Annotated in this window: 21 protein-coding genes; 1 reads left to right on the top strand and 20 read right to left on the bottom strand. The window is 57.2% G+C overall.

Features of this window, described 5'->3' with window-relative positions; translation table 11 throughout:
• Positions 1-14: 14 nt before the first annotated feature.
• The 15 genes from GNZ13_RS18155 to GNZ13_RS18085 all read right to left on the bottom strand — a co-directional run bounded on the left by GNZ13_RS18155 (position 15) and on the right by GNZ13_RS18085 (position 18,268).
• On the bottom strand, positions 15-773 hold the full coding sequence (locus GNZ13_RS18155; RefSeq protein ID WP_172166835.1) for an SDR family NAD(P)-dependent oxidoreductase: 759 nt from the start codon (positions 771-773) through the stop codon (positions 15-17).
• Positions 774-1,741: 968 nt separating this feature from the next.
• Positions 1,742-1,996, bottom strand: a complete 255-nt coding sequence (locus tag GNZ13_RS18150; RefSeq protein ID WP_236002061.1) for a hypothetical protein — start codon at positions 1,994-1,996, stop codon at positions 1,742-1,744.
• Positions 1,997-2,217: 221 nt separating this feature from the next.
• Positions 2,218-3,372 (bottom strand): acyl-CoA dehydrogenase family protein, encoded by a 1,155-nt coding sequence (locus GNZ13_RS18145; RefSeq protein ID WP_172166833.1) that lies wholly within the window; start codon positions 3,370-3,372, stop codon positions 2,218-2,220.
• A 268-nt stretch (positions 3,373-3,640) separates the two neighbouring features.
• A complete protein-coding gene (locus GNZ13_RS18140; RefSeq protein ID WP_172166831.1) occupies positions 3,641-4,789 on the bottom strand; it encodes an acyl-CoA dehydrogenase family protein in 1,149 nt (382 codons plus the stop codon).
• 139 nt (positions 4,790-4,928) lie between these two features.
• Positions 4,929-5,702, bottom strand: a complete 774-nt coding sequence (locus GNZ13_RS18135; protein WP_172166829.1) for an SDR family NAD(P)-dependent oxidoreductase — start codon at positions 5,700-5,702, stop codon at positions 4,929-4,931.
• Between the two features lie 38 nt (positions 5,703-5,740).
• Entirely contained in the window at positions 5,741-7,000 is a 1,260-nt protein-coding gene (locus GNZ13_RS18130) for an acyl-CoA dehydrogenase (RefSeq protein WP_172166827.1), read from the bottom strand.
• A gap of 11 nt (positions 7,001-7,011) precedes the next feature.
• The gene (locus GNZ13_RS18125; protein WP_172166825.1) at positions 7,012-8,151 is read right to left on the bottom strand and encodes an acyl-CoA dehydrogenase family protein; all 1,140 of its coding nucleotides are present in this window, start codon (positions 8,149-8,151) and stop codon (positions 7,012-7,014) included.
• 74 nt (positions 8,152-8,225) lie between these two features.
• Positions 8,226-9,017, bottom strand: coding sequence for an enoyl-CoA hydratase/isomerase family protein (locus GNZ13_RS18120; protein ID WP_172166823.1), 792 nt, complete (start codon positions 9,015-9,017; stop codon positions 8,226-8,228).
• A 30-nt stretch (positions 9,018-9,047) separates the two neighbouring features.
• Positions 9,048-9,836 (bottom strand): SDR family oxidoreductase, encoded by a 789-nt coding sequence (locus GNZ13_RS18115; RefSeq protein ID WP_328807250.1) that lies wholly within the window; start codon positions 9,834-9,836, stop codon positions 9,048-9,050.
• A 53-nt stretch (positions 9,837-9,889) separates the two neighbouring features.
• Positions 9,890-12,001, bottom strand: a complete 2,112-nt coding sequence (locus GNZ13_RS18110; RefSeq protein WP_172166820.1) for a 3-hydroxyacyl-CoA dehydrogenase NAD-binding domain-containing protein — start codon at positions 11,999-12,001, stop codon at positions 9,890-9,892.
• Positions 12,002-12,120: 119 nt separating this feature from the next.
• Positions 12,121-12,915, bottom strand: a complete 795-nt coding sequence (locus GNZ13_RS18105) for an enoyl-CoA hydratase-related protein (protein ID WP_172166818.1) — start codon at positions 12,913-12,915, stop codon at positions 12,121-12,123.
• 316 nt (positions 12,916-13,231) lie between these two features.
• Positions 13,232-14,347, bottom strand: coding sequence for an MDR family NADP-dependent oxidoreductase (locus GNZ13_RS18100; protein WP_172166816.1), 1,116 nt, complete (start codon positions 14,345-14,347; stop codon positions 13,232-13,234).
• Positions 14,348-14,458: 111 nt separating this feature from the next.
• The gene (locus GNZ13_RS18095; protein ID WP_172166814.1) at positions 14,459-15,595 is read right to left on the bottom strand and encodes a serine hydrolase domain-containing protein; all 1,137 of its coding nucleotides are present in this window, start codon (positions 15,593-15,595) and stop codon (positions 14,459-14,461) included.
• Positions 15,596-16,133: 538 nt separating this feature from the next.
• Positions 16,134-17,306, bottom strand: a complete 1,173-nt coding sequence (locus tag GNZ13_RS18090; RefSeq protein WP_172166813.1) for an acetyl-CoA C-acetyltransferase — start codon at positions 17,304-17,306, stop codon at positions 16,134-16,136.
• 203 nt (positions 17,307-17,509) lie between these two features.
• Positions 17,510-18,268, bottom strand: coding sequence for an SDR family NAD(P)-dependent oxidoreductase (locus tag GNZ13_RS18085; RefSeq protein WP_172166811.1), 759 nt, complete (start codon positions 18,266-18,268; stop codon positions 17,510-17,512).
• A gap of 934 nt (positions 18,269-19,202) precedes the next feature.
• Between GNZ13_RS18085 and GNZ13_RS18080 the strand changes: the two genes are divergently transcribed.
• The gene (locus GNZ13_RS18080) at positions 19,203-20,423 is read left to right on the top strand and encodes a TetR/AcrR family transcriptional regulator (protein WP_172166809.1); all 1,221 of its coding nucleotides are present in this window, start codon (positions 19,203-19,205) and stop codon (positions 20,421-20,423) included.
• A gap of 287 nt (positions 20,424-20,710) precedes the next feature.
• On the opposite strand, the gene GNZ13_RS18075 is transcribed toward GNZ13_RS18080, so the two are convergent.
• The 5 genes from GNZ13_RS18075 to GNZ13_RS18055 all read right to left on the bottom strand — a co-directional run bounded on the left by GNZ13_RS18075 (position 20,711) and on the right by GNZ13_RS18055 (position 25,224).
• On the bottom strand, positions 20,711-21,460 hold the full coding sequence (locus GNZ13_RS18075) for an SDR family NAD(P)-dependent oxidoreductase (RefSeq protein ID WP_216674906.1): 750 nt from the start codon (positions 21,458-21,460) through the stop codon (positions 20,711-20,713).
• Between the two features lie 369 nt (positions 21,461-21,829).
• Entirely contained in the window at positions 21,830-22,123 is a 294-nt protein-coding gene (locus GNZ13_RS18070) for a hypothetical protein (RefSeq protein ID WP_172166805.1), read from the bottom strand.
• A gap of 87 nt (positions 22,124-22,210) precedes the next feature.
• A complete protein-coding gene (locus tag GNZ13_RS18065; protein ID WP_172166804.1) occupies positions 22,211-23,683 on the bottom strand; it encodes an NAD(P)(+) transhydrogenase (Re/Si-specific) subunit beta in 1,473 nt (490 codons plus the stop codon).
• On the bottom strand, positions 23,683-24,015 hold the full coding sequence (locus tag GNZ13_RS18060) for an NAD(P) transhydrogenase subunit alpha (RefSeq protein ID WP_172166802.1): 333 nt from the start codon (positions 24,013-24,015) through the stop codon (positions 23,683-23,685). Before GNZ13_RS18060 ends, GNZ13_RS18065 begins: the two co-directional genes overlap by 1 nt.
• 66 nt (positions 24,016-24,081) lie before the next feature.
• A complete protein-coding gene (locus GNZ13_RS18055) occupies positions 24,082-25,224 on the bottom strand; it encodes a Re/Si-specific NAD(P)(+) transhydrogenase subunit alpha (RefSeq protein ID WP_172166800.1) in 1,143 nt (380 codons plus the stop codon).
• Positions 25,225-25,259: the final 35 nt, after the last annotated feature.

Raw genomic sequence — 25,259 nt, 5'->3', positions numbered from 1 at the left:
ATCACCAACTAGGACTAACGTGGCGCCATTCGAAGGGCGCCGTCCAAGCGAATAGTTTCACCATTCAGCATTGAATTCACGATGATATGTTCAGCGAGCATTGCATACTCTTCGGGACGGCCTAATCGCGCAGGGTGCGGGACGGATTGCCCAAGGGCTTCCCGTACCTGAGGAGCCACGCGCGCCAGCATCGGTGTATCGAAGATGCCGGGGGCAATACTGCATACGCGAATCGCCCGGTTCGCCAGGTCGCGTGCCGCAACGAGCGTCATGCCGACGATGCCAGCCTTTGCGGACGCATACGGGATCTGGCCAATTTGCCCTTCGTACGCCGCCACCGATGCCGTTAGAACAATTACGCCTCGTTCTCCTTCGATTGGATCCGCCTTTGCCATGCTGGCCGCAGCAAGACGCAATACATTGAAGCTGCCGACAAGATTTGTTGCTACGATCGCCGCATACGTCTCGAGCGATCCCGGTCGCCCATCCTTATCAAGCGTCCGCAACGCTCCACCACGACCCGCACAGTGAACCGTCGCCCGGAGCGGTCCAAACACTTCTGCGGCTGCGAACGCAGCCTCCATCTGACTCTCAGACGTGACGTCGGCTGCCACGAATGCCACCGCTCCGATTTCCGTCGCGACCTCTGCCCCATTCGTCCCTGGTAAATCGACGATTACCACCTTTGCACCGGCCTGAACAAGACGCTCGGCCGTAGCCCGACCGAGTCCCGAGGCTCCGCCGGTGACGACGGCAGTCTCCGTAATCTTCATGTTATTTCCTTTGCTCAAACGGTCTAAAAGAGATCCACACAGTCCAAACAGTCACCTCAACTTCAGGATAGACTCAACATACGTATATGTCAATGCATATGACCACGCGGGATTTTCATGCGACCGATCGGTAGACCGTTGAACGCGTACGAATCCGCTCATGCAGACTGCTTTCGCAGGCAAACGGCCGCCCCCGCTGAGCACTCCAGCGTGACGAAGCTCGCCGTGTGACGAGCCGAAGCTAGTTCGAATCATTCATCGACGACGCATTCGTAGACTTCATCAAACCTGGATTATCAGTAGGTATCGTCGAAAGTTGGGGATTGGCGCTGCACGAATCGTTCGCGTGTCGCATTGATCGTGTCCAGTTGCCAAGGCGCGGCTATTTTTCCTCGTTGGAGTGAAGACGACGCTTCGCGAATGCGTGCCTTCCGAATCGTTGTCAAGGTCGTAGGGAGTGGCCTCGGCAAAGCTGACGAATGAGCACGCAGGCGTTATCAGGCAGCATAGTCGGCCGCGATGCAGTTGTAGTTTCTCCTTTATTACCCACAGCCCCGGAAGACCTCAGTCTCCAGACTAGGGATGAAAGGCGGATGCCGCCTGTGCAGCAGGAGTCTTGTGATTCTCAGAGATGATCGATCAAGCACTCGTTGCGACTGTACCGGTGCCTACGTATTCAGGGAAAGGCGCAAAGCCCGCCCTCGCTCAGCCTTGACGAGACAGCAAGAGACGCCGCTTGCAACACGGGTCACCGACCAATGCCAGAGTTGCGGGCCCGCCCAGATGCAAACGGATTTGTCGCATGTCAGCTTCGTCGCGTAGCCCGGCGGTGCCGGCATGAACATCGAGAGATATCTGAATAGTAGGCCGTGCGATGGTGGCTGCGGATACCGATCGGCATATCGGCCGATCCGTGAATTAGTCGGCCCTTCCTAATCATCAAACATCCGAAATTACTGACCTTCAGACTACGTCAAACCTAGTCCAAGTTTTTCAGCGGTGGCCTTGGCCTGACGAATGGCGAGATCAAACGTGCCTTCTTTTGCCACACTCACGCGGTCGACACTCACCTGCCAACAATCGAACTGGAAGCGCCACCGAATGCGCCGCTCCTCTAACAACTCCGAAAACCATCGCCAGATGGACGCATCTTCTGCGTTTGCGGCCGCAGCAGCTTCGAAACGTACCTGTTGCATTACATCCATAAACAGCGCATTCGACATTCACATTTTAATAGTTACTACAGCTCTCGGCGAAGGTCCCTGAATCTGTCAATCGTCGCCCGCATCGGACCACACCGTGGCTCCGCGGCTTGCAGAGTGGTCACTCTAATATCGCAAGAACCGACTGCAACACCGCTGTGCCCAAGCTTGAACTTCTGAGCTTACGACGGCTCACACGCAGTCCGCGCCCCGTGGACCTGGCCCCGCAAGCCCTGAGTCGCCTAACGCGTAGCGTCGCGTACCATATTGCGCGCAATCACCAGTTGCTGGATCTGCGTCGTGCCTTCGTAGATGCGGAACAGGCGGACGTCCCGATAGAAACGTTCGACAGCATACTCGGACACGTAGCCCGCGCCGCCGTGAATCTGCACCGCGCGATCTGCGACGCGGCCACACATCTCCGACGCGAACAGCTTGCAGCACGACGCTTCCGTCGACACATCCTGCTTGTTGTCGCGGCGTCGCGCGGCATCGAGCACCATCGAACGCGCCGCGTAGATTTCCGCGCGGCTGTCGGCGAGCATCGCCTGGACCAGCTGGAATTCGGCGATCGGCTGACCGAACTGCTTGCGCTCCATTGCGTAGCGAAGTGCATCGTCAAGCATGCGCTCCGCCGCACCGACGCAAATCGCCGCAATATGCAGACGGCCTTTGTCGAGCACCTTCATTGCCGTCTTGAAGCCGACGCCCTCGTTGCCGCCGATGATGTTCGCCGCAGGCACGCGGCAGTTCTCGAAGATTACATCGCAGGTATGCGCACCTTTCTGGCCCATCTTCTTGTCGATCTTGCCAAGCGACAGACCGGGCGTGCCCTTTTCGACGATGAACGCCGAAATCCCGCCAGAGCCCTTGATGTCCGGATTCGTGCGCGCCATTATCGTGTAGATGCCGGCTTCCGGCGCATTGGTAATGAAGCGCTTGGTGCCATTGATCACGTAGTGGTCGCCGTCGCGCACGGCCGTCGTGCGCAGCGACGCGGCATCCGAACCCGAGCCCGGCTCCGTCAACGCAAACGATGCGATCAGTTCGCCCGAAGCGAGCTTCGGCAGATAGTGGCGCTTCTGCTCGTCGGTGCCGTCGATGATGAGGCCCTGCGAGCCGATGCCGTTGTTCGTGCCGATCAGCGAGCGAAACGCTGGGGAAGTCTTCGCTATCTCGAACGCGGCGAGCACTTCTTCTTCCATCGTGAGGCCAAGGCCGCCGTATTCCTCGGGAATCGTCAAACCAAACAGGCCGAGCGCGCGCATCTCGCTGACGATGTCGGCGGGAATCTCATCCGTTTCGGCGACCTCATTTTCGGCGGGAACGAGCCGCTCGCGTACAAAGCGCGACAGCGAATCGACAAGTAGTGTGAGTGTTTCGTTATCGCGAATCATCAGGTTTCCTGCATTGCCGTGGCGCGCGACCAGTGTATCGTCGTACGTTGCGCCGATTGCTCATGGCCGTCCTATGCCGACGTCAATCCGTGTCGCGAAAGGACTCTCGTGTATCAATACTTTTCCAACCTATCGTGGACTAGCACGCTTCAAGGGTACATTTCATCAATATGAACCTCAGCACCATGAACCGAAAAGAGGGCGTGACATTGAAAGAGGCACACCTGGTCATTGAGTGATCGGATGTACCTTAATTTCAAGAGGTGTACTACAGCGTCCGAGCGATCAACTCTTTCATGATTTCATTCGAGCCACCGTAGATTTTTCCGACTCGCGAGTTGACATAGAGTTTCGCGATTGGATACTCGGCCATGTAACCGTATCCACCATGCAGCTGCAGGCACTCGTCAATGATCTCGCAGCTTCTCTGGGTGCACCACCATTTCGCCATGGCGGCCGTCTCCGGATCGAGTTCACCACGCAGCACCTTTTCCATACAGCTATCGACAAACGCACGCGCAACGGTCGCATTCGTCTTGCATTCCGCCAACTTGAAGCGCGTATTCTGCAAACTGATAAGCTCCGCGCCAAACACCTTACGCTGACGCACATAGGCGATGGTTTCCTCAAGCGCCCGCTCCATTGCCGCCAATGCGGCTATGGCAATGATCATCCGCTCTTTCGGCAATTGCTCCATGAGTTGGGAGAAACCTTTGCCCTCTTCAGTGCCCAGCAAGTTCTCGGTCGAAACTCGTACATCGTCGAAAAACAGTTCCGTCGTGTCCTGTCCCTTCAGGCCGATTTTCTCCAATACGCGCCCTCGGCGGAAGCCCGGTAGATCTTGGGTCTCGACGACAACAATTGAGACACCCTTTGCCCCCATCCCCGGATCCGTTTTGGCGACGACGCAAACAAGATCCGCGTGCAGACCGTTTGAGATGAACGTTTTCGAGCCATTGATCACGTAGTGATCTCCGTCACGGACAGCCCTTGTCTTGATCGACTTCAAATCGGACCCCGCGCCGGGTTCCGACATCGCGATGGCGCCGATCATCTCCCCCGTGGCCATCTTGGGAAGCCAACGTTGCTTTTGTGCTTCCGTCCCGTACCTCAGGATATAGTGCGCGACGATGCCGCTATGCACACTGTTACCGAGGCTGCTCGCCAGCGCTTTCGCTTGCTCGAACATGATAATCGCTTCATGAGCAAACGTTCCTCCGCCTCCCCCATATTCCTCGGGAATGCTTGCGCATAACATGCCAACCTCGCCGGCCTTGCGCCATGCTTCTCGATCGACGTGGTGCTGCTTCCACCAGCGCTCTTCATTTGGTACGAGTTCGCGTTCAATGAATTTTCGGATCGCGTCCTGGAAGATCGCGAGATCATCCGTGATCCACGGGCTTCGACTTTCCGACATAGAATCCATCCCAGGTAAACTGCAGATTTGGTTCAAAATGAGGGACGACCACCGCATGCGGCCGCCTACACACTGTGTGGTAACAGATATAGCTAACGCTGCTGAAAGAGACAGCTGCAGTTAGACACCCTGTCGTCGCTCAACGCGGATGCTGGCCGTCGTCAACCTTCAAAAATGTGCCGGTAACGAAATCGGACGATGGCGACACGAAGTACAGCAACGTACTGTCAAGCTGTCGAGGGTCACCCATCCGACGACGCGGAAATCCTTCTGTCACATCGCCGACCCGCTGCAGCATCTCACCCATCATTTCCGACTCAAACATACCAGGCGCAATGGCATTCACGTTGATACCGAACTTTGCCCATTCGACTGCCAACGCCTCCGTCATTCTTACCACTGCTGCCTTGCTGATTGAATACAGCGCGGCGCCGTTCCCACCATAGTCAAAGGCAGTCATTGAAGAGATGTTGACAATCCGGCCGGGAAGCTTTGCGGCCATCAACCGGCGCGCAACTTCGCAGGAAAGGATGTAGGGAGCGCGCACATTCGTAGCGAGCACTCGATCGATTAATTCCACCGACATCTTGGTCGCACGAGTTGCGTCGGGAATCCCCGCATTGTTGACGAGTATCGATACGGGACCGAGTGCCTTCTCGGCTTCGCCCACTGCATCAACCAGCTGGGTGGCATCTGTGACATCAAGCTGGACAGCTATTGCCTCCCCCCCGGCGCTTCGGATGTCATTCGCCAGCTCCTCCAGTCGTTCAAGCCTTCTGGCTGCCAGTGCGACCCGCGCACCGCAACTCGCGAGAACCTGCGCGAAACGACGCCCCAGGCCCGAGGATGCGCCCGTAACAAACGCAGTCTGCCCGGAAAGATCAATTGAAAAGTTGATTGGCGGCAAGCTCATGTTGTTCTCCTCCTTGGTTTTTAGCGGAATTGGTCTGCTCAGCTGCGGCGTCCACTTGTCGGGATCTCGCAAAAAGGAATCGACTTATCCACGCGGATCTCGCTTGGTAGCCCAAGAACGCGTTCCGCGATGATGTTGCGCAGGATTTCGTCCGTTCCACCCTCGATTCTGGTTCCCGGTGAGCGCATTAGCATTGCCTGGAAGCGTCCGTCCGACACCGTTTCGTCCGCATCGGTCACCAGGCCCGTTGGCCCCTGCAAATCGAGGGCAAACATTGCGAGTTCCTGCATCGTCGTCCCCGCAACCAACTTGCCAATGGAGTTCTCGGGGCCTGGCAATTGCCCTTTGGACAAGGCGGTGATGGATCGCATCGCCGTATATTTCAGACCGTTCGCTCGCGTCGCAAAGTTCGCAAGCCGCGCCCTAACCATCGGGTTGTCGATCGCTGGACGCCCGTCAAGTTGAGCACTCATGCAGTACGAGAACAGTTCGGGAAAGCCGGTGGGCATTCCCGAACCAATCGACAATCTTTCATTCATGAGCGTCGTAAGCGAGACTTCCCAACCTTGGCCCACCGCACCTAGGCGCTGGGTATCGGGAATCCGGACGTCGGTAAAGTAAACCTCGTTAAAATCCGACTTGCCACTCACCTGCTTGATGGGGCGCACTTCGATACCGGCCGACCGCATGTCCACGAAGAACATGGTCAGCCCCTTATGCTTGGCCACGGTTGAATCCGTGCGAGTCAGCAACAGGCCGTAGTCCGCATAGTGCGCGCCACTAGTCCATACTTTCTGCCCATTGACGATCCAATCGCCGGTCCCATCCGGCGCCCGCTCCGCCTTCGTCCTCAATCCCGCAAGGTCCGACCCTGCCGTCGGCTCAGAGAAGAGCTGACACCAGATTTGCTCACCCGAGGCGAGCGGCGGTAGCAGCCGACGTTTATGGTCCTCGTTGGCCCAGGCAATCATCGTCGGTCCGCACATGCCGTGGCCAATGTTGAATAGCCGGCTAAGCGCAATGTAGATCCCTTCTTCCTGATTCCAGATTACGCGTTCGATGGGGCCGAGCCCTGCGCCGCCGTACTCCTTCGGCCATTGAAGACAGGCAAAGCCACCTTCGGACTTCTTCTTCTGCCAGGCTTTCGAAGCCAGAATCGGGTCCTCGCTCGTGACGCCGCTGTGTCCAAAGCTCGCCTTGAGCAGTTCTGCGTCGAGATGGCTCGGTGCGTTCGCATCGATCCATTCCCGGGCGCGTCGTCGAAAGTCCGCTTCTGTTGGGGTGTCGCTGAAATCCATGTCAATTCTCCTCAATTAGGCGCCAAATCGCGCTCACGGGACACCATTCGCTCAATCAAACGGTCTTCCCACGTCCAAAGCGAACCCACGGCGAGACCGAGTGCGTTGGAACGGCGGTAATAGAGGTGGCAGTCAAATTCCCAAGTGAAACCCGCGCCGCCGTGTACCTGAATACTGTTCTTGGCGCAGTGCTGAAACGCCTGCGTCGCGGACACCCGTGCGTTTGCCGCGGCGACCGGCAATTCCGACGCGTTTGCAGACAGCGCCCAAGCTCCGTAGTACGCGTTTGAACGCGCCAGCGTTGCCGACACGTACATGTCGGCCAGCATGTGCTTGATTGCCTGAAATGAACCGATCTGACGGCCAAAAGCCATTCGATCGAGGGCATAGTCACGCGCCAGTTCGATCGAACGATCGGCCCCCCCAACCTGCTCAAAGGCAATCAGAACGGCCGCTTGATCAAGGACACGTTCGATGATGGCCCGACCCTCGCCCGCATTGCCGAGAGGCTCCGCAGCCGCACCGTCGAATACCAATCTGGCCTGGCTTCGGGTTGGGTCTATGTTCTCCACGACCTCACGCCTAACGCAAGGCCCGTTCAAGTCCACAAGAAACAGCGAAATTTCATCTGATGCACCGCGTCCGTGCTCCCGTGCCGCCACTACCGCAACGTCGGCGATGTCACCATCAGGCACAGGAACCTTGACACCGCTTATGGTCCCGCGCTCCGCAATTGTGCGCATCGCTGCCGAACCAGCATGTCCCGGGTTTTCAGTCATCGCAAAAGTTCCAACGATGTCGGCGCTTGCGATTCCGGGGAGCCACCGCGACTTCTGCTCGTCCGAGCCTGCCAGCATCAGAAACTGAGCCGCAAGATAGATAGACGATGAGACCGGCACCGGAGCAAGACTCCTGCCGAGCTCCTCGGCCAGCACACACAACTCGAGATAACCGAGCCCCACCCCACCAAACTCCTCCGGAATTGCGGCCCCCAACACGCCGAGCCCCGCCAACTCCTTGTACAACACGCGATCGAAAGAACTGTTGCCCTCCAGGACCGATCGCACGGCCGATATCGGACACCGTTCTTTCAGAAACCGGCGCAATTGGTCGCGCAACATAATCTGTTCGTCGGAAAAATCCAGATTCATCTCTCTTGCCTCATTTCATTCCGGATACGCTTGGCCCATACGCCAAATTCACCCAGCGACACGCCAGATGTACGCTATGAATAGTTTGGTGGACGATTCTCCAGAAAGGACGCGATACCTTCCTTGTAGTTATCGTCGCGCGCGCAGAGCACCTGGTTGCGGTCCTCCATAGCTATCACCGCTTCCAGACCTTGCGCGTCGACCGCGCAATTAAGAGCTTCTTTCGTCAGGCGCAGCCCCAATGGCGTGGCATTCAGCATGTCTTTAACAAACGCACGCCCCTCATCCTCGAGGACGTCCGGTTCCACGATCCGGCTGAACAAACCGAGTTCCCGCGCTCGCTCGGAGTCCATGAAGCGCCCCGTCAACATGAACTCCGCGGCAATGGATGAGCCAACCATACGAGGAAGAAAGTATGAGACACCCATATCGCAGGCGCTAAGACCGATGCGGATGAATGCTGCGTTCATCCGGGTCGACGGTGTTCCAATGCGCACGTCGGACGCGAGCGCCAATCCAAAGCCACCTCCGCACGCAGCGCCATTGACAAGCGCCACGATTGGCTGGGGACAGCGCCGCATCGCGATGACAATTTCAGAAATGCCGCGTTGATAATCCAGATGTGCGCCGGTGCTGCTGAATCCGCCGGACCTGCGCTCCTTGAGGTCGAGACCTGCGCAGAATGCCCGACCAGCGCCGGCCAACACCACTACCCGGACATCGCGGCGCAAGTACAGTTCTGAAAAGAGCGAACGAAGCTCCTCAAGAAGCACCGGATTGAGCGCGTTCAATTGATCAGGACGATTCATTGTGACCCATAGCGCGGCCCCCTCCTCGTGAACGAGCAGGTGTACATACTCCCTCATGTTCCTATCTCCCAGTGGAAATTAACTCATTCATGCGACCAGGTTCTTGTCGCTTGAATCGCCCAGTCCAGCGCCTCCGTCGCAGTTGAGAATTGTCCCGGTGATATAGGAAGCGGCATCGGTGCACAGAAAGACGGCACTGTCCGCCACCTCTCGTGCTTCACCGAAGCGGCGCAACGGAACGCGCGCCGCTCTTTCGGCCACCGCTTCATCCGTCGGCGCCAATCGCGCCATACCTTCAGTTCCACGGATCGGCCCGGGCGATATGCCATTCACCCTAACGCCATGAGGACCCCACTCCATAGCCAGCACGCGCAACAGTTGGTTTATCCCCGCTTTCGCGGCACAGGCGTGTGCCTGCATCATGGTGGCGTTGACCGCCTGATTGGCTGTGATCGCAATCAGCGAAGCTCCAGGTCGATTCAACAGGTCATAAGACGCGCGGAAAACGTTGAACGTACCGTTGAGATCAATATCTACAACCGTCCGAAACCCGTTGGCCGAGATACCAACCGCCGGCGCCATGAAGTTTCCCGCCGCCCCGGAAATCACGATGTCGAGCCCACCAAACGCACTTGCAACATCTTCCAGGACGGCTCTGGTTGCATCGAAATCACGAACGTCACACGAACGACCGAGCGCGCCTTCGCCGATCTCCGCGGCTGCAGCTGCAGCCTTATCCGGATTACGGCCAGCCACCGCTACGCGTGCGCCGAGCTGCGCCATACGCTTTGCGATGCCCAGGTTGATTCCGCTGGTTCCGCCGGCGATAAACGCACTGCGTCCAGATAAAATGTTCTCAGAATAAACGTCCACGATGCCCACCTTTATTACAGAATTTAGGATTACAGATTTTTTATGAACTTTGACGATCACTGTGAACTTTCATCCGATACAGCCTCATTGATGACTTCATCCATGAAGCCCCTACCTTCCGACACAAGATACTCAAGGAGCGCCGCCGGCTTGAAGCGCTCACCATAACGGCGTTCAAATTCACGCATCTTTGCGAGAATCACCTCCAACCCCACCAGATCGGCCCAAAACATGGGCCCCCCTCGATACAAAGGCCAGCCATAGCGCTTGATCCATACCGTATCAATATCGGAAGCACGTGCGGCAATTCCCTCTTCCAGAATTTTTGCACCCTCATTGATCATCGGGTAAAGGCAGCGCTCAAGGATTTCCTGATTCGAAATCGAACGCCGGGTGATTTGTCGGTCCAACGCAAGATCGCGCACCACTCTCTCGGCAACTGCGGAAGGTCTTCTCTTACCGTTGTGGTCGTAGTCGTAATACCCAGAACCAATCTTCAAGCCCACGCGCCCCATTGCACAAAGGGCTTCGCAAACCGGCGAGGCTACGGCGGCGCCCTGATCCACGTCATCAAGGCCAGCCAAATCACGCCGGGCAAAGGGCCCCATGGGCATCCCGAAATCGTAGATGACGCGATCAATATCCCAGGGCAACGCGCCTTCGAACAGCAGGTTCTGTAGTTCGAGCGTCTGCTGCGCAAGCATTCGATCTCCGACAAGCCCAGAGCAATTCTTGACGACTACAGGTACCTTACGGATCTTCTTGCCCAGCTCAATAACCGTCGCGACGACCGTCGCGCCCGTTTCGGAACCGCGAATGACTTCAAGCAACCCCCTGTCGTTGGCCGGGGAGAAAAAATGCAGACCGATAACATCTTGCGCTCGACTCGTCGCTGCAGCAATTTCGTCAACGTCGAGGGAGGAAATGCTAGTTGCGAGAATTGTGCCCGGCGTGGCAAGGTTGTCCAGCTTTCTGAACACGTCGACCTTCAGATCCAGGCGTTCAGACACTGCTTCGATGACCAGTTCGCAGCCGCTCACGCTGTCTAGCTTCGTCGAGGTGTTCAACAGATTTATTCGGCGGTTAATTTCCTGTTGCGTCAACTGCCCCTTCTTTGCGGCAATCTCATAGCTCCTTTGTATCGCTGCGCAACCTTTTCGCAGAGCCATCTGATCCGTGTCAATCATGGTTACCGGAATCCCGACATTGAGAAAATTCATCGCAATGCCTGGACCCGTCGTTTCCGCACCGATTACACCGACATGTTCGATCTTTCGCCTCTCCGTTCTGTCGGGTATATCGGGAACCGTCGCGACCTTACGCTCTGCAAAAAATGCATACCGCTGCGCCTTTGATTGAGTCCCGTTCAGCAACATTCGAAATAGTCGCCGTTCCTCATCCAGACCTTCTTCGAACGATAGATTCACAGCAGCTTCGATGGCTTTGATGTTCGCTTCCGGCGCATCGAATCCTCGGAATCTCCGGGCGTTCTCCTCTCGATATTCGAGAAAGATTTCCGGCCTTTGGCGCGCTTCCTCGAGCTTGTCGTTGAGATCGGTTAATCTTGCTGCTTTGACGCCTTCGTCGATCATGCGCTTCGCGAAAGCAATGGCACCGCCACGCAGGCTTCCTTCGTCGACCAGTTCATCAAATAACCCCATTGCAACGGCGGTCTTGGCGGAAATATGCCGTCCGGTAGTTAGCAGATCCAGAGCTCTTTCAACGCCCACGATACGTGGCAGACGCTGCGTTCCCCCAGCCCCGGGCAAAAGTCCGATATTGACTTCAGGCCAGCCTGCCTTGGCTGACGGGACTGCCACGCGAAAATCTGCAACCAGAGCGATTTCCAATCCAGTACCGAGCGCCGTTCCGTGAATTGCTGCAATAACAGGTTTCGATATACGCTCCAACGTCTCCTGTACTTCCCGTACACTTGGCCCGACTAGAGGTTTGCCAATCTCCGTGATATCCACGCCGACCAAAAAGGTCTTACCTTTGCAGATGAGCACAATTGCCTGTGCCTCCGGATCGGCACTCGCGCGTCTGAATGCATTAACCAATCCTGTACGGACATCAGCCGACAAAGCATTCACTGGTGGTGAGTCTACCGTGACGATTGCAACATTGCGTTCAATCGAGACATCAACGACAGCATTGATAATATCCATGGCCTACCGTACTCTTCCGATGTTACGCAAGCAGCGGCGATTAGTTCGGTCAGTCCGCAGAGGCTTCTTCACGCTATTACCGAATCCGAGAGAGCGCTGCACGCCCCAATGCCTTCGCTTTATCGCCGCGCATTGCCTTTAAAGTTCGCAGGACGTTTTTCGCGAAATGCGGCAACACCCTCGTCAAAGTCCGGATTCTTGCCTGCAGTGCGTTGAGCTTCCCGCTCGAGCGCCAGCTGTTCGGAAAACGGTTCATCCAAAGCCGACCAGGCCAGTTTCCGAATCAAGCGATACGTATCAGTCGGCCCATTCGCGAGTCGAACCGCAATCTCGAGTGCCACAGAGACGGCTTCGCCATCAGGCACGACGCGATTGATCAGGCCCCAGCTCAGTGCCTGCTCGGCACTGATCTTTTCCGCTAGAAGCATCATCTCCATTGCCCGAACGCGCCCAGCAGCCGACGCGAGCAGATACGCAGACCCACCGTCAGGCACAAGCCCAACGCGCGAAAATGCCTGCAGGAAATAGGCGCTCTCTGAGGCAATGACAATATCGCCCGCCAATGCGAAAGCACATCCGACCCCAGCGGCAGCGCCATTGACTGCAGTCACAATAGGAATAGCGAGATTGCGAAGATGCAGCATGAGTGGATTAAACTGCCGCTCAAGTCGCTCCCCCGCATCGCGCTCATCGACAGGTTTGCTTGCCGCTCCGGTGACGAGGTTCACACCGGACGAGAACCCCCGTCCTTCTCCGGTCAGGACAATGGCGCGAGCCTCTGCTTCGGCGCGAGTAAAGGCTTCCTTGAGTTGATCGGCCATGCCCTCCGAGAATGCATTGAGGGTTTTCGGGTCGTTCAATCGAATGATCGCGACATCATGCTCGAGGGTATAAATCACCAATGCTTCAGACATCGAATGTCTCCTACTATCTGCTTTTCGAGAATCATTTAAATGCTCTGCCAGCGACCCGAACTTTCGCACAATGCGGTCGCTCTGGCGTCGGCGCCCATCTTGGGCTCGACCGGGAATGTGGGCGTGCAAGTACATAGTCCCGATATCGAAAGTCGATTCCGGATCAATACCACTGACGTGCTTGCCTCTATCCAAATTCAGCTACTGGCACGAAGAGATGGATAACCAGCGTTTCGCCCCACCCTTTGGCAATCTCATGCCTAACCAGCCGGAGTAGTACACAGGTCGACAGTTCTGTATGGCATTTCACCATTCGTCACAATGTCCCGAATTCCACCTGCTGTTTCCCGGCATGTCCCGATCGATACATTTCAACAATGGCGCTCGGCAGATTCTCAAAACCAGCCACCACATTGCTGATGGGCTTTAGTCTTCCTGCGAGCATCAGACGGGACAGATCGTCTTCGGCGCGAAGGCGTTCGTGATAGAACGCATCGACAATCCAGGCCTCAGACTTGATGTTTCGTTCGCGAAGAATCTTTTCGATCTCATCTGTAATACCGACCATCTGACGCAGTGTCGCGGGTCCGGCGCTACTGTCCAATTTCTCGGCATAGAGCGAAGCGGCTGCCCCGTAGGACACCATCCGCGCATTGCGATTCATCAACCCGACTACGGCTTCGGTAAGCGCCCCACCTACACCGTCAGAATAGACGTCAATCCCCTCGGGAAAGGCTTCGGCGATCTCGGCTTTGAGGTTATCCGAGCGATAGTCGATGCAACGGTCGATACCCAAGGTATCGACAACCCATTGGCATCGGTCGGAACCACCGGCGAATCCGACCACGTAACTTCCGGCAATTTTCGCGAGCTGCGCCGCAATCGAGCCAACGGAGCCGGACGTACCTGCTACGGCAACCTTATAGGAAGGCATAAGCGGACCACACTCTCGCGCCCCGAAGTACGCAGTCATGCCAGAGGTACCGAACATTTCCAACAGCACCGCAGGCGACCACATCTTCACCAACTCGGGCCTGAACTTGTATGTCCATTGTGAGTTGGTGCCGTTTAACGCCTTGACCAGTTCACTCGGGGATGGGTAACCGATGGCTCCGTCGAAGCTCGAAATCACTTGATAGTCTTGCCAACCCGTCTGGCATGTAATCACATCACCTTCATTGAATGCAGGATCACGTGACTTGATCACCACCGCACATGCATAGTTTGACAGGTCAGTTTCGCCGAGTTTTGTAACTCCTTTGGCCATGCGCATGCGAGCAGCCGAATGTACATTGACGAGAATCACACGAACCAGAGCTTGTCCCGGCTCAAGTTCCGGAATCGCACATTCCCGCATCTCGAACTGTTCCAGTTCGAGCGTATCGTTCACCAAGGGTTTGGCGTATATCCACTGCCTAAAGGTCTGAGGCATTTTTGACTTCCTTGAGGTCAATCCGTGTCGGGCGGCTACTCACAGCCGCCTCCGACGCCCCCCCCACGTATGGGGAAAGGTTCGGCGTTGCGTCTGCATGGTATGTGCCTTTCACAGACAGGCATAGATCGCGTCGATCAGGCTACGTCGACGCGGATCAAGGTCAAATTGGTCGCTCATTCGATTCATGGTGTAACCAACAGCCAGATCAGCAACTGGGTCGGCGAATGCAAACGAACCGCCCCAACCACTGTGCCCAAATGCTTCCAGATTCGGTCCGTATAGACGCCCCGGATTCAACCAGAATCCGGCGCCCCAACGCGTATGACTACCCTTGACCAGGTCTTTGCCATCGAATCGACAACGCGCCGCCTGTTCTACGGCCGCACGTCGTACCAGGACCTTTCCGTCTTTTCGCGGACGCAGAAGCAGATCGTACAAACGAGCCAACGCGCCCCCATTGGTGTATCCGTTCGCAGACGGCAGGTCCGCAGCCCGCCAAGCTGCATCGTTTGAAAGAGAGGCGGGCGTGTACGGATTCGTGAACGCTGCGTATTGAGCCCGATTTTCAGGATCCAGCTTTAACGCATCCAGACTTGCCACGGGCAACACTTCAGCCACACGATCCTCGTCTTTGGGGCCCACACCAATCGAAATGTCCAGGCCAAACCCAGCAGCGAGTTCCTCGGCGACGAACTGCTTTATCGATCGCCCCTCAATGCGGGAGAAAAGCGCTGTAGCAAGGATTCCGAGAGTCATGCCGTGATAGCCCGCCGTGGTCCCCGGCTCCCAAAAGGGTGCCTGAGCAGCCAGCCGCTGTGCAGCCACTTCTCCAGACAAGAGATCATCTATCGTGGCCGGCGTCGTGAAACCACTCAGCCCGGCCTGATGCGCAAGCAGCATTCCGATCGTCACGTTCGACTTTCCTGCTTCCCCGAACTCCGGCCAATACTTTCGCACCTCGTCGTCGTACGAAATGAGACCGCGATCAACCAGAATTGCAAAACACGCCGCCATCACACCCTTGGTTGCAGACCAGACATTCGTGATCGTGTTGCGCTCCCACGGGTGCTGGCGCGCCGCATCCCGATACCCCGCCCACATATCGACAACTACTTCTCCTCCGACTATCAGAGTGAAGTCAGCACCCAGCTCCTCATGTTCGCGGAAGTTCTCGACGAACGCCTCCTGGATGCGGTCAAATTTTGCAGAACAAAATCCGTTTATATCAACGACAGGCGAATTCATTCGTGTCCACCTTAAGATGTAATCTGGTTTTCTGGAGGATGGCGCTTGACAATCGCCATTCTGTCCATTCGTTCAATGCACGACCATCAATTCGCCTTTTTTTACTGCGAATTGACTTTATTCTTGGCGCCCCTTCTTACCCACGGTCTGCTCGCAGCGGCTCAGCAATCACGATTTCCATGCGTGAACCATGAGCTTATGCAAGCTTTGTCGATTAGCGTCTAAGCGCTTCTTTTTTCATACCTACCGGTCTCGGGCGGGAACACACACCAGTTCCCGTCCTCGTGGTGAAAGAAAGCAATGGTCAAAGGGCCAGCGATCCTCGCTACCTCGACGCACACATACCGCACACCCTTTGCTGGGCGCCCAATCCCGGTGACACGCAACGGACTTAACTGCGTAGGTGCGAGCGCGAACCATTTATCAACCTGCGAACGCAAGGACCTTTTGCCTGTATCCATGGCCGTAATCTCATGTCATGCATTTACGAATTGTTCGATATTTAGTCTTGTTTGTTTAGAACCGGGGTTGTCAAATTTCAAAGGCGTTCGACTATCGTGACATTGGCAAGCCCACCGCCTTCACACATCGTCTGTAAGCCGAACCTTCCTCGTGTTCGATGAAGGCCGTGCATCAAGGTAGTCATCAATTTTGTGCCCGATGCGCCGAGAGGATGGCCAAGCGAAATAGCGCCGCCACTGACATTCATACGGGCCGAGTCCGCTCCTACATGCTTCACCCATGCCAGCGGAATCGAGGCAAATGCCTCGTTCACTTCATAGAGATCGATGTCATCGATGCTCAAACCCGCTCGCCCGAGCGCTCGTTCGGTCGCAAACAACGGCTCCTCGAGCATGACAACAGGATCCCCTGCGGATACCGTCATATGGTGGATACGGCCAAGCGGGCGCACACCAAGCGTTTTAAGCCCCCGTTCGTTGACAACCATAACGCCCGAAGCACCGTCGCAGATCTGGCTGGAACTCGCCGCAGTCAGTCGTCCATCCTCTCTCAGCAGCTTTACGCTCCGTATGCCCTCCAGCGTTACGTCGAACCGAATTCCTTCGTCGATGCGATGTACCGACCGGGTGCCATCCTCAAGAGTGATATCCAGCGGCAATATCTCAGCATCGAACGCGCCGCTCTCGACGGCAGAGATTGCTCGACGGTGACTCTCGAGTGAATAGGCATCCAACGCTTCACGGTTGAGATCGTGCTTCTGTGCAATCAGCTCTGCGCCGACGAACTGGTTGAACCGAACATCCGGAAAGCGACTCTCCATCTTCGGGCTTTTTGGCTGGCCAAGCCCGGCCTTCGCCGCAAGCCCTGCAGCCGTTCCGATAGGGACACGAGTCATGCTTTCCACGCCCGCCGCGATTACTACGTCCATGATTCCCGACATAACAGTCGCGGCAGCAAAATGGAGTGCCTGTTGGGACGATCCACATTGACGGTCGACCGAAGTCCCCGGCACGCTTAACGGCAGTCTGGATGCCAAAACCGCGTTACGCGCAACGTTGATTGCCTGCTCTCCCGCTTGCCCGACACAACCCATGATGACATCCTCGACCAGGACCGGATCTGCACCACTTCGGTCAATCAAAGCATCGAGTACTGCAGCGGCCATGTCCACGGGATGCCATCCCGCCAGTCGCCCCCCGCGACGTCCGCCTGCGGTTCTGGTTGCTGCGACGATATAGGCTTCGCCCATCATGTCTCCCTTACTTCGTGTTCGACATCGTCGAATTCGGATTGAAGAGCGGCCCTGCCTCCGAGAGGAAACCCGTGAACCATGAGCGGCGAGTCCGAGAGATAAGACCGGAGTCACCTCGGTTGCAGAACTTTCTGCACGCGCTGCCAAGGACTCACGATGTCTGTCACGGCAAGACGTTCCTCTCGGATCCTCAACTCGGACTACCGTGGCGCCATTCGAAGTGCGCCGTCCAGCCGAATAGTTTCGCCATTCAGCATCGAATTCACGATGATATGTTCGGCAAGCAGCGCAAACTCTTCGGGCTGACCCAGTCTCGCAGGGTGCGGAACGGATTGTCCAAGCGCTTCCCGTACTTGCGGAGCCACGCGCGCCAGCATCGGCGTATCGAAGATGCCGGGTGCAATGCTGCATACGCGGATTGCCCGGTTCGCCAAGTCGCGTGCCGCAACGAGCGTCATGCCAACAATGCCAGCCTTTGCAGACGCATAAGGAATCTGACCAATCTGGCCTTCGTAGGCCGCCACCGAAGCCGTCAGAACAATGACTCCCCGTTCCCCGTCGATCGGTTCCGCCTTTGCCATGCTGGCCGCTGCAAGGCGCAACACGTTGAAGGTTCCAACGAGATTGGTCGTCACAATCGACGCATACGTCTCGAGTGACCCCGGTCGCCCCTCCTTATCAAGCGTCCGCAACGCGCCACCACGACCTGCGCAGTGGACCGTCGCCCGAACCGGTCCGAGCAATTCGGCCGCCGCGAATGCAGCCTCCATCTGACTCTCGGACGTGACATCGGCCGCCACGAATGCCTCCGCCCCGATTTCGGCTGCGGCCGCCGCCCCATCCGACCCTGGCAAATCAACGATCACCACCTTTGCTCCGGCCTGAACAAGGCGCGCAGCCGTAGCACGACCAAGTCCCGACGCTCCGCCTGTGACGACGGCAGTCTCCACAATCTTCATGATTTTCCTCTTTTCCAAGCTCTAAAAAGGATCCGGGCAGTCTAATCAGCCTTTCAACTTCAGGATAGTCTTAACATACCTATATGTCAATGCTGGTGACTACACAGAATCAATGGTTGCCTGGTTGGCAGTCGCGAACCGAGGCGCCGGGATGGCGAAGGGATCGATGCGGGGGCTTGAGTCGACGTACAACGAGAGCGCTTCAGACTCGGTTGATGATCAGTTACACCGAAGATCAAAGCTGGGTGACGGAGCGGCAATGACTCCCGGCACATCGCTGATGACATTCAGACGCTTTCGGTGCGAATCGATGTGATGTCCGTATGGACGCATGTTCAGAAATCGCCACCAGCCGAGTCTCGATGGCGATAGGACGCTGTACGCTGACTAGCGCTCATACACGCCGCCAACGCCACAGCGCGTCTTCGCGACACACCATGTAAGCCAAAGCGCTATCGACGGCAACGGATCGACGGTCGCTGCGCATATCACCGCATATTCCGGTGATTAAAAGTTCCTTGCCAACAGTGTACGAACCACGCAAAATGACTTGGCGAGAGATGGCAGAACAATCCGTTCTGGTCTACGACCAACCTAGACCTCGCGACCCTTGGCGCATTTGCGTAACACCACACATTGGGCCGTAACGCAGCTTCTACGGCTCGGAACATAGAGCATGCTCTACAAGTTCGGAGTCCAAAGCACAGATATCACAATGTGATTCGGCCAAAGTGCATTGACATTTGCATCGAACCAGTCTGTGTCTCTTACGGCATTGAAGAAACACTTCGACCGGGAGGTAGCAACTTAATCACTTGCATCGGTTCTTCAATGGTTTTTTGACGGGACCTACGAAATTCAACTTTCCGGTTGCGATTCTTAGTTTGGGAATGTGATGCGGTCATTGGCAGACGAAGCGCGTGCAGCGCGACACATGGCTGTCCTCGATGAAGCGACAGTGGAATTTAATCACTCTGGCGTTGCTGGAGCCAGCCTAACCGCCATCGCCCGTCGCGTTGGGCTCGGCCGAGCTGCCCTCTATAACTATTGCATCGATCGGCAGGATCTTGTGTATCAGTGTTATTCGCGAACCAACGCATTGCTTCGAAAGGATCTCGATCGTGCGGCGCAAGCGAATGCAAACGGGTTAGGCAAGGTTGTAACATTCCTTCGCCTAGCGCTTGACTCGAGCAACAACCAGCCCCGGGCCGTCCTGACAGAACTTGCCTTTCTTACGAAAACGCAGCAGGCCACTGTCCAGAAGTTGAGGTCAGGAAACGTCGCGGCACTGGCAATGCTGATCAGAGAGGGGATCAAGGACGAGTCCATCAGAAACTGCGATGTTGAGGTTGTCTGCCAGGCTATTTTTGGCATTTTGTCGTGGGCAACGTTATCTCTCTTATGGATAATTTTTCCTGATGAGGACTTCGCGAGTCGTATGGCAAACGCCATTCCAGATCTTGTAACAGACGGAATGGCGTCTGAAGGAATGGAAGTCCTACCGTCGCGAAAGCGTATCAAGGACGTGATTAGAAATCCGCGCGGCTCCGATTGGGACGATCGTCGCGAGTCGCTCGCTCTGGTGGCGTCGCGGCTCTTCAATAGCCGCGGAATAGACGGCGTTTCCTTGGACGACGTTGCGCTAGAACTGGGCGCCACGAAGGGCGTTGTTTACCATTACTTTCAAAGTAAACCAGCCCTTGTTGCCTATTGCTATGAGCGCGCCTTCAACATCTATGAACAGATCATGTCGGCGGCGGAGAAGGGTCTGACAGGTCTCGAATGCACGGTGATGGCTATTGAATTGAACGTGGAAGCTCAGCTTGAAAGCATTTCCCCCCTATGGATGAGTACTGGCGCAGAAATGTTGCCCAAGCAGCTTCAAAGGGCGATCGTTAGGCGCGCGGGTGCCTTATGGGCGAGGTCAGTGAAACTGGCCGAGCGTGGCGTCAAGGACGGAAGCTTGAAGCGCTTGGATTTCGAACCTGTCAAGCAAGCATCGGCTGGTTCCTTCAACTACTTGATATCCTCGAAGGATAACGGCAAACGCTCGGTGTCTGAGGTTGCAGCTGAGATCAGCCGGCTCCTGCTTCTCGGGCTTCGCCCCCGCAAGGCCCGCTTGAATGGCAAGCAGGCGTCTTACGAGACGCTCTGATTCCAGTAACGTCGTCGCGTCCTTGACCTTCTGCAATCTCGTAGCGGTTGAAGACGCGGCGACGCCCCTGATATAACGCCCCTTGATTCTGTGCTCCACAAATGCCCTAGCGGAAAACTCCGCTGGCGTCGTCCTCTTTAATGGGGGGTGAGGACGCGCGCCGTTACACTACCCGCCTGTGCTAGTCCCCTGCTCAATCGCACATTCGAGCCACATCCGGCGAGGGGCAATGCACTGGTAATTGTAACGTCGACCGAAAGAGACATCTATCATTGATAGCGGAATCGCTACGACAGCATGACGCCTCCATCAACCACGATCTCTGCACCCGTGATAAAGGACGCGTCTGGCGAAAGCAGGAACGACACCGCCTTGGCGATTTCGACCGGCTCGCCCATTCTCTTCATTGCTGTCATCGCCGTGATGGTATCGATTTGTTCCTTCGCCCCTCTCGTCAGCGGCGTCAGGATTGGACCCGGCGACACGGCGTTGACCCGGATATTGCGTGTTGCATACTCGATCGCCACGGAGCGCGTCAAGCCACGCACTGCATGCTTGCTTGCGGTATACGCATCAAATCTGCGAAGACCGAGGTGAGCGTAGATAGATGCAATATTTACGACTGCGCCGCCACCGCTCTTTTCGATCGCAGACAGTTGGTACTTCATACCGAGAAACACCGCGTCGATATTTACACTCATCACGTTGCGCCACTCATCCACTTCGATGTCCGTGATCGCGTCGAACCGCCCGCCAATACCCGCGTTGTTGACAGAATAATGTAAAGAGCCGAACTCCCGTTCCGCTTTTTCTACTGCAGCTCTGCATTGCGCGGACACCGATACGTCTGCACAAAAACTCACGGCTTTGCCTCCGCGTTCACGAATTGCCCCCGCAACTACTTCCGCATTGGGGCCGTGGATATCTACGACCAGTACGCTCGCTCCGTTCATTGCGAGATCGTGCGCGACCGCCTCCCCGATGCCGCCGCCCGCTCCGGTAACAAGTGCCACTTTTTTCTCAAAGCCTGCCGTCATGTTGTCCTCCTCCATGTTCTTTGGTTACCACTTACTCTTCCCAGATACAGCGTGGAATCGCTAGGTACTGCCCGAGTCCGGCCAATCTTGCAGCGACGTGCCTTCCACGCAGCAACCCGTTGACCAGACATCCGCGCTTGCATCTGAACACGATCGATCGTAAGCGGAGCCTATGTGGTCGAATTCATCCAACCGAGAAGAGCAGCTGTTGTCGTTGAGCCGTCCTCGCTCAATTCCGCATTCACTGGTACTGCGCGCCCAGATTGGCTTCATGGCAGCTGAAATGGTCATTCAAAGGCAGAATCTCAACGGCTGATCCCAGCCTCGAAGAGATCGCGCGTCTATGCGAAGTTTTCTCTGGGAGGATAACTAGTAGGTCGTTGAGAGCGTCGCGAACAGAACCGCGGCGCCGCATACGGCACCAACGAACGTCAATGTGTCTTCGTCGGCGCCACACCGTCTCGCCATCACTGCGGCTAGGATCGACGCGACGCCCGTCAGGCTGAGGAATTGCGCATACGACGAACCGGCCGCGCAAATCATGCCTGGGAACTCTTCGCTCCATTCGCAGGCGCGAGTACCCGCCACGCCGAATCCGATTAGCCCAAGCAGCACGAGTACAGCAACTTTCAGCCAGTTTCTCGGCGGTTTTTTCATCATCATTGCGTTCCTCCTGTGGCCGTCGTACGCTGTCCGTCTGGTTCCCTACGGTTGATGCCAGCCTCGAAAAGATCGCGCGCATATGCAACGTTATTTCGGGACGGCATATTGGGGCGTTGCCCTCACCATGTCTTCGATCACCTTCTTCGCGTCGCCGAACACCATCATCGTCTTGTCCATGTAGAACAGGTCGTTGTCGAGACCCGCGTAGCCGGCTGCCATCGAACGCTTGTTCACGATGACCGTGCGCGCCTTGTACGCCTCGATGATCGGCATGCCCGCGATCGGCGATTTCGGATCGTTCTTCGCGGCCGGATTCACCACGTCGTTCGCACCGAGCACCAGCACCACGTCGACCTGACCGAACTCGCCGTTGATGTCGTCCATTTCGTAGACCATGTCGTACGGCACTTCGGCTTCCGCGAGCAGCACGTTCATGTGTCCCGGCATCCGGCCGGCCACCGGGTGAATCGCGTACTTCACCTCGATGCCCTTCTCGACCAGCTTGTCCGTGAGTTCCTTCAACGCATGCTGCGCGCGTGCGACCGCAAGACCATAACCCGGCACGATCACCACGGTTTCAGCATTGCCGAGCATGAACGACGCATCATCAGCCGAACCGGATTTCACCGGACGTTGCTCCGCCGATCCACCCGCCGCAGCCGCACCCGCCTCGTTACCGAAGCCGCCGAGAATCACGTTGAAGAACGAGCGGTTCATTGCGCGGCACATGATGTACGACAGGATCGCACCCGACGAGCCGACCAGCGAGCCCGCGATGATCAGCATCGGATTGTTCAGCGAGAAGCCGATGCCCGCCGCCGCCCAGCCCGAGTACGAGTTGAGCATCGACACGACCACCGGCATATCCGCGCCGCCGATCGGGATGATGATCAGCACACCGAGCACGAACGCGATCAGCGTCATGATGATGAACGGCAGCCACGATTGCGTGAGAAAGAAGATCACGCCGAAGCCGAGCATCCCGAGCGCGAGGAACAGGTTGATCAGGTGCTGCCCTGCATAGACAACCGGTGCGCCCTGGAACAGCCGGAACTTGTACTTGCCCGACAGCTTGCCGAACGCGATCACCGAACCGGAAAACGTGATCGCGCCGACAAATGTGCCGATGAACAGTTCGACGCGATTGCCATACGGCAGGAAGCCCGGAATCGCATTCTCCGGATCGACGAGACCGAAGGCCGACGGCTCCGACACCACCGCATACGCGATACACACGGCGGCAAGACCGATCAGCGAGTGCATCGCCGCGACCAGTTCCGGCATCTTGGTCATCTCGACGCGCGCGGCGACGAACGCGCCGACCGCACCGCCGATCACCAACGCGACCAGCAGCAGACCGAGCCCCAGACCGAGGTTCGAGCCGAGCGCATTCGCCTGTTTGACGATCAGCGCAATGGTGGTGAGGATCGCAATTGCCATCCCGACCATGCCGAAGGTATTGCCGGTGCGCGCCGTCTTCGGATTCGACAGCCCCTTGAGCGCCTGGATAAAGCAGACCGACGCGACCAGATAAAGCAGCGTGACGACGTTCAGACTCATTACGCGTTCTCCTTGGCCGTCTTGTCAGCGATAAGCTTCTTCGGCTCTTTCCTGCGGAACATCTCCAGCATTCGCCTCGTCACGAGGAATCCGCCGAACACGTTCACCGCCGCCAGCGCGACAGCCAGCGTGCCGAAGAACTTGCCGGGCGTGCCCAGCGTGAGGCCCGCGGCCAGCATCGCGCCGACGATCACGATCGCCGAGATCGCGTTGGTCACGGCCATCAGCGGCGTATGCAGCGCGGGTGTGACGTTCCAGACGACGTGGTAGCCGACATAAATCGCCAGCACGAAGATGATCAGGTTGATGACGGTGTGGTTGATGACTTCCATTCCTCTCTCCTTTGTCGACCGCAGTTGGCGCTTTAGCGCTTACTGCGGTCCCATGCAACATCGTTGCTATGCCTTGCGCGTGACTTCGCCGTCGCGGGCCAGCAGCGTGGCCGCGACGATGTCGTCTGCGAGATCGATGTTCAGGGCGCCTTCCTTGGTGATGATCAGCTTGAGGAAGTCGAGCAGGTTGCGTGCGTACAAGGACGACGCGTCGGCGGGCACCATCGAAGCCAGATTCGTATAGCCGACGATCTGCACGCCGTTTCTGGTGACGACCTGGTCCGCTTCGGTGAGCGGACAGTTGCCGCCGCGCCGGCCTTCATACTCGGCACCGCGCCCTGCTGCGAGGTCCACCAGCACGGAGCCGGGTTTCATCGCCAGGACGGTTTCCACCGAGATCAGCGTCGGTGCGGCCCGGCCAGGGATCAATGCGGTCGAGATCACCACGTCGGCCTGTTTCGCCCGTTCGTGGACCAGCGCGGACTGGCGTTGCAGCCAGCCCGGCGGCATCGGCCGCGCATAGCCGCCAACGCCCTGTGCGGCTTCGCGCTCCTCGTCGGTTTCGTATGGGACATCGAGAAATTTGGCGCCGAGCGATTCGATCTGCTCCTTGACCGCCGGACGCACGTCGGACGCTTCAATCACGGCGCCCAGGCGCTTGGCGGTCGCGATCGCCTGCAAACCGGCCACGCCGGCGCCGAGAATCAGCACGCGCGCCGCTTTCACGGTGCCGGCGGCCGTCATCAGCATCGGCATGAAGCGTGGGTAAAGGGTCGCCGCCAGCAGCACCGCCTTGTACCCGGCGATGTTCGCCTGCGACGATAGCACGTCGAGGCTCTGCGCGCGTGTGGTACGCGGCGCGGCTTCGAGCGCAAACGCGGTGACGCCGGCCGCAGCGAGTTTCAGCGCGTTTTCGGCGTTAAAGGGATCGAGCATGCCGACCAGCGTCGCACCGCGCTTGAGTAGCGGCAACTCCGCATCGGTCGGAGACTGGACCTTGAGGACGAGATCCGCGCCGAACGCGGTGGCCGCATCGACGATTTCCGCGCCGGCGGCTGTAAAGGCATCGTCAGGAAAGCTCGCGCCGGTGCCGGCGCCGCTCTGGATGGTGACCCGGTGGCCCTGGGTCACGTACTTCCTGACCGTTTCGGGCGTCGCGGCGACGCGCGCCTCGTTCGCCCGCGTTTCTACAGGTACCCCAATCATCATTTGTCGGTGTCCTCTATATCAAGGCGTGCAGATTG

The sequence above is a fragment of the Paraburkholderia elongata genome, assembly GCF_013177735.1.
Taxonomy (GTDB): Bacteria; Pseudomonadota; Gammaproteobacteria; order Burkholderiales; family Burkholderiaceae; genus Paraburkholderia; species Paraburkholderia elongata.
This window is presented reverse-complemented; position numbering and strand designations above follow the sequence as displayed.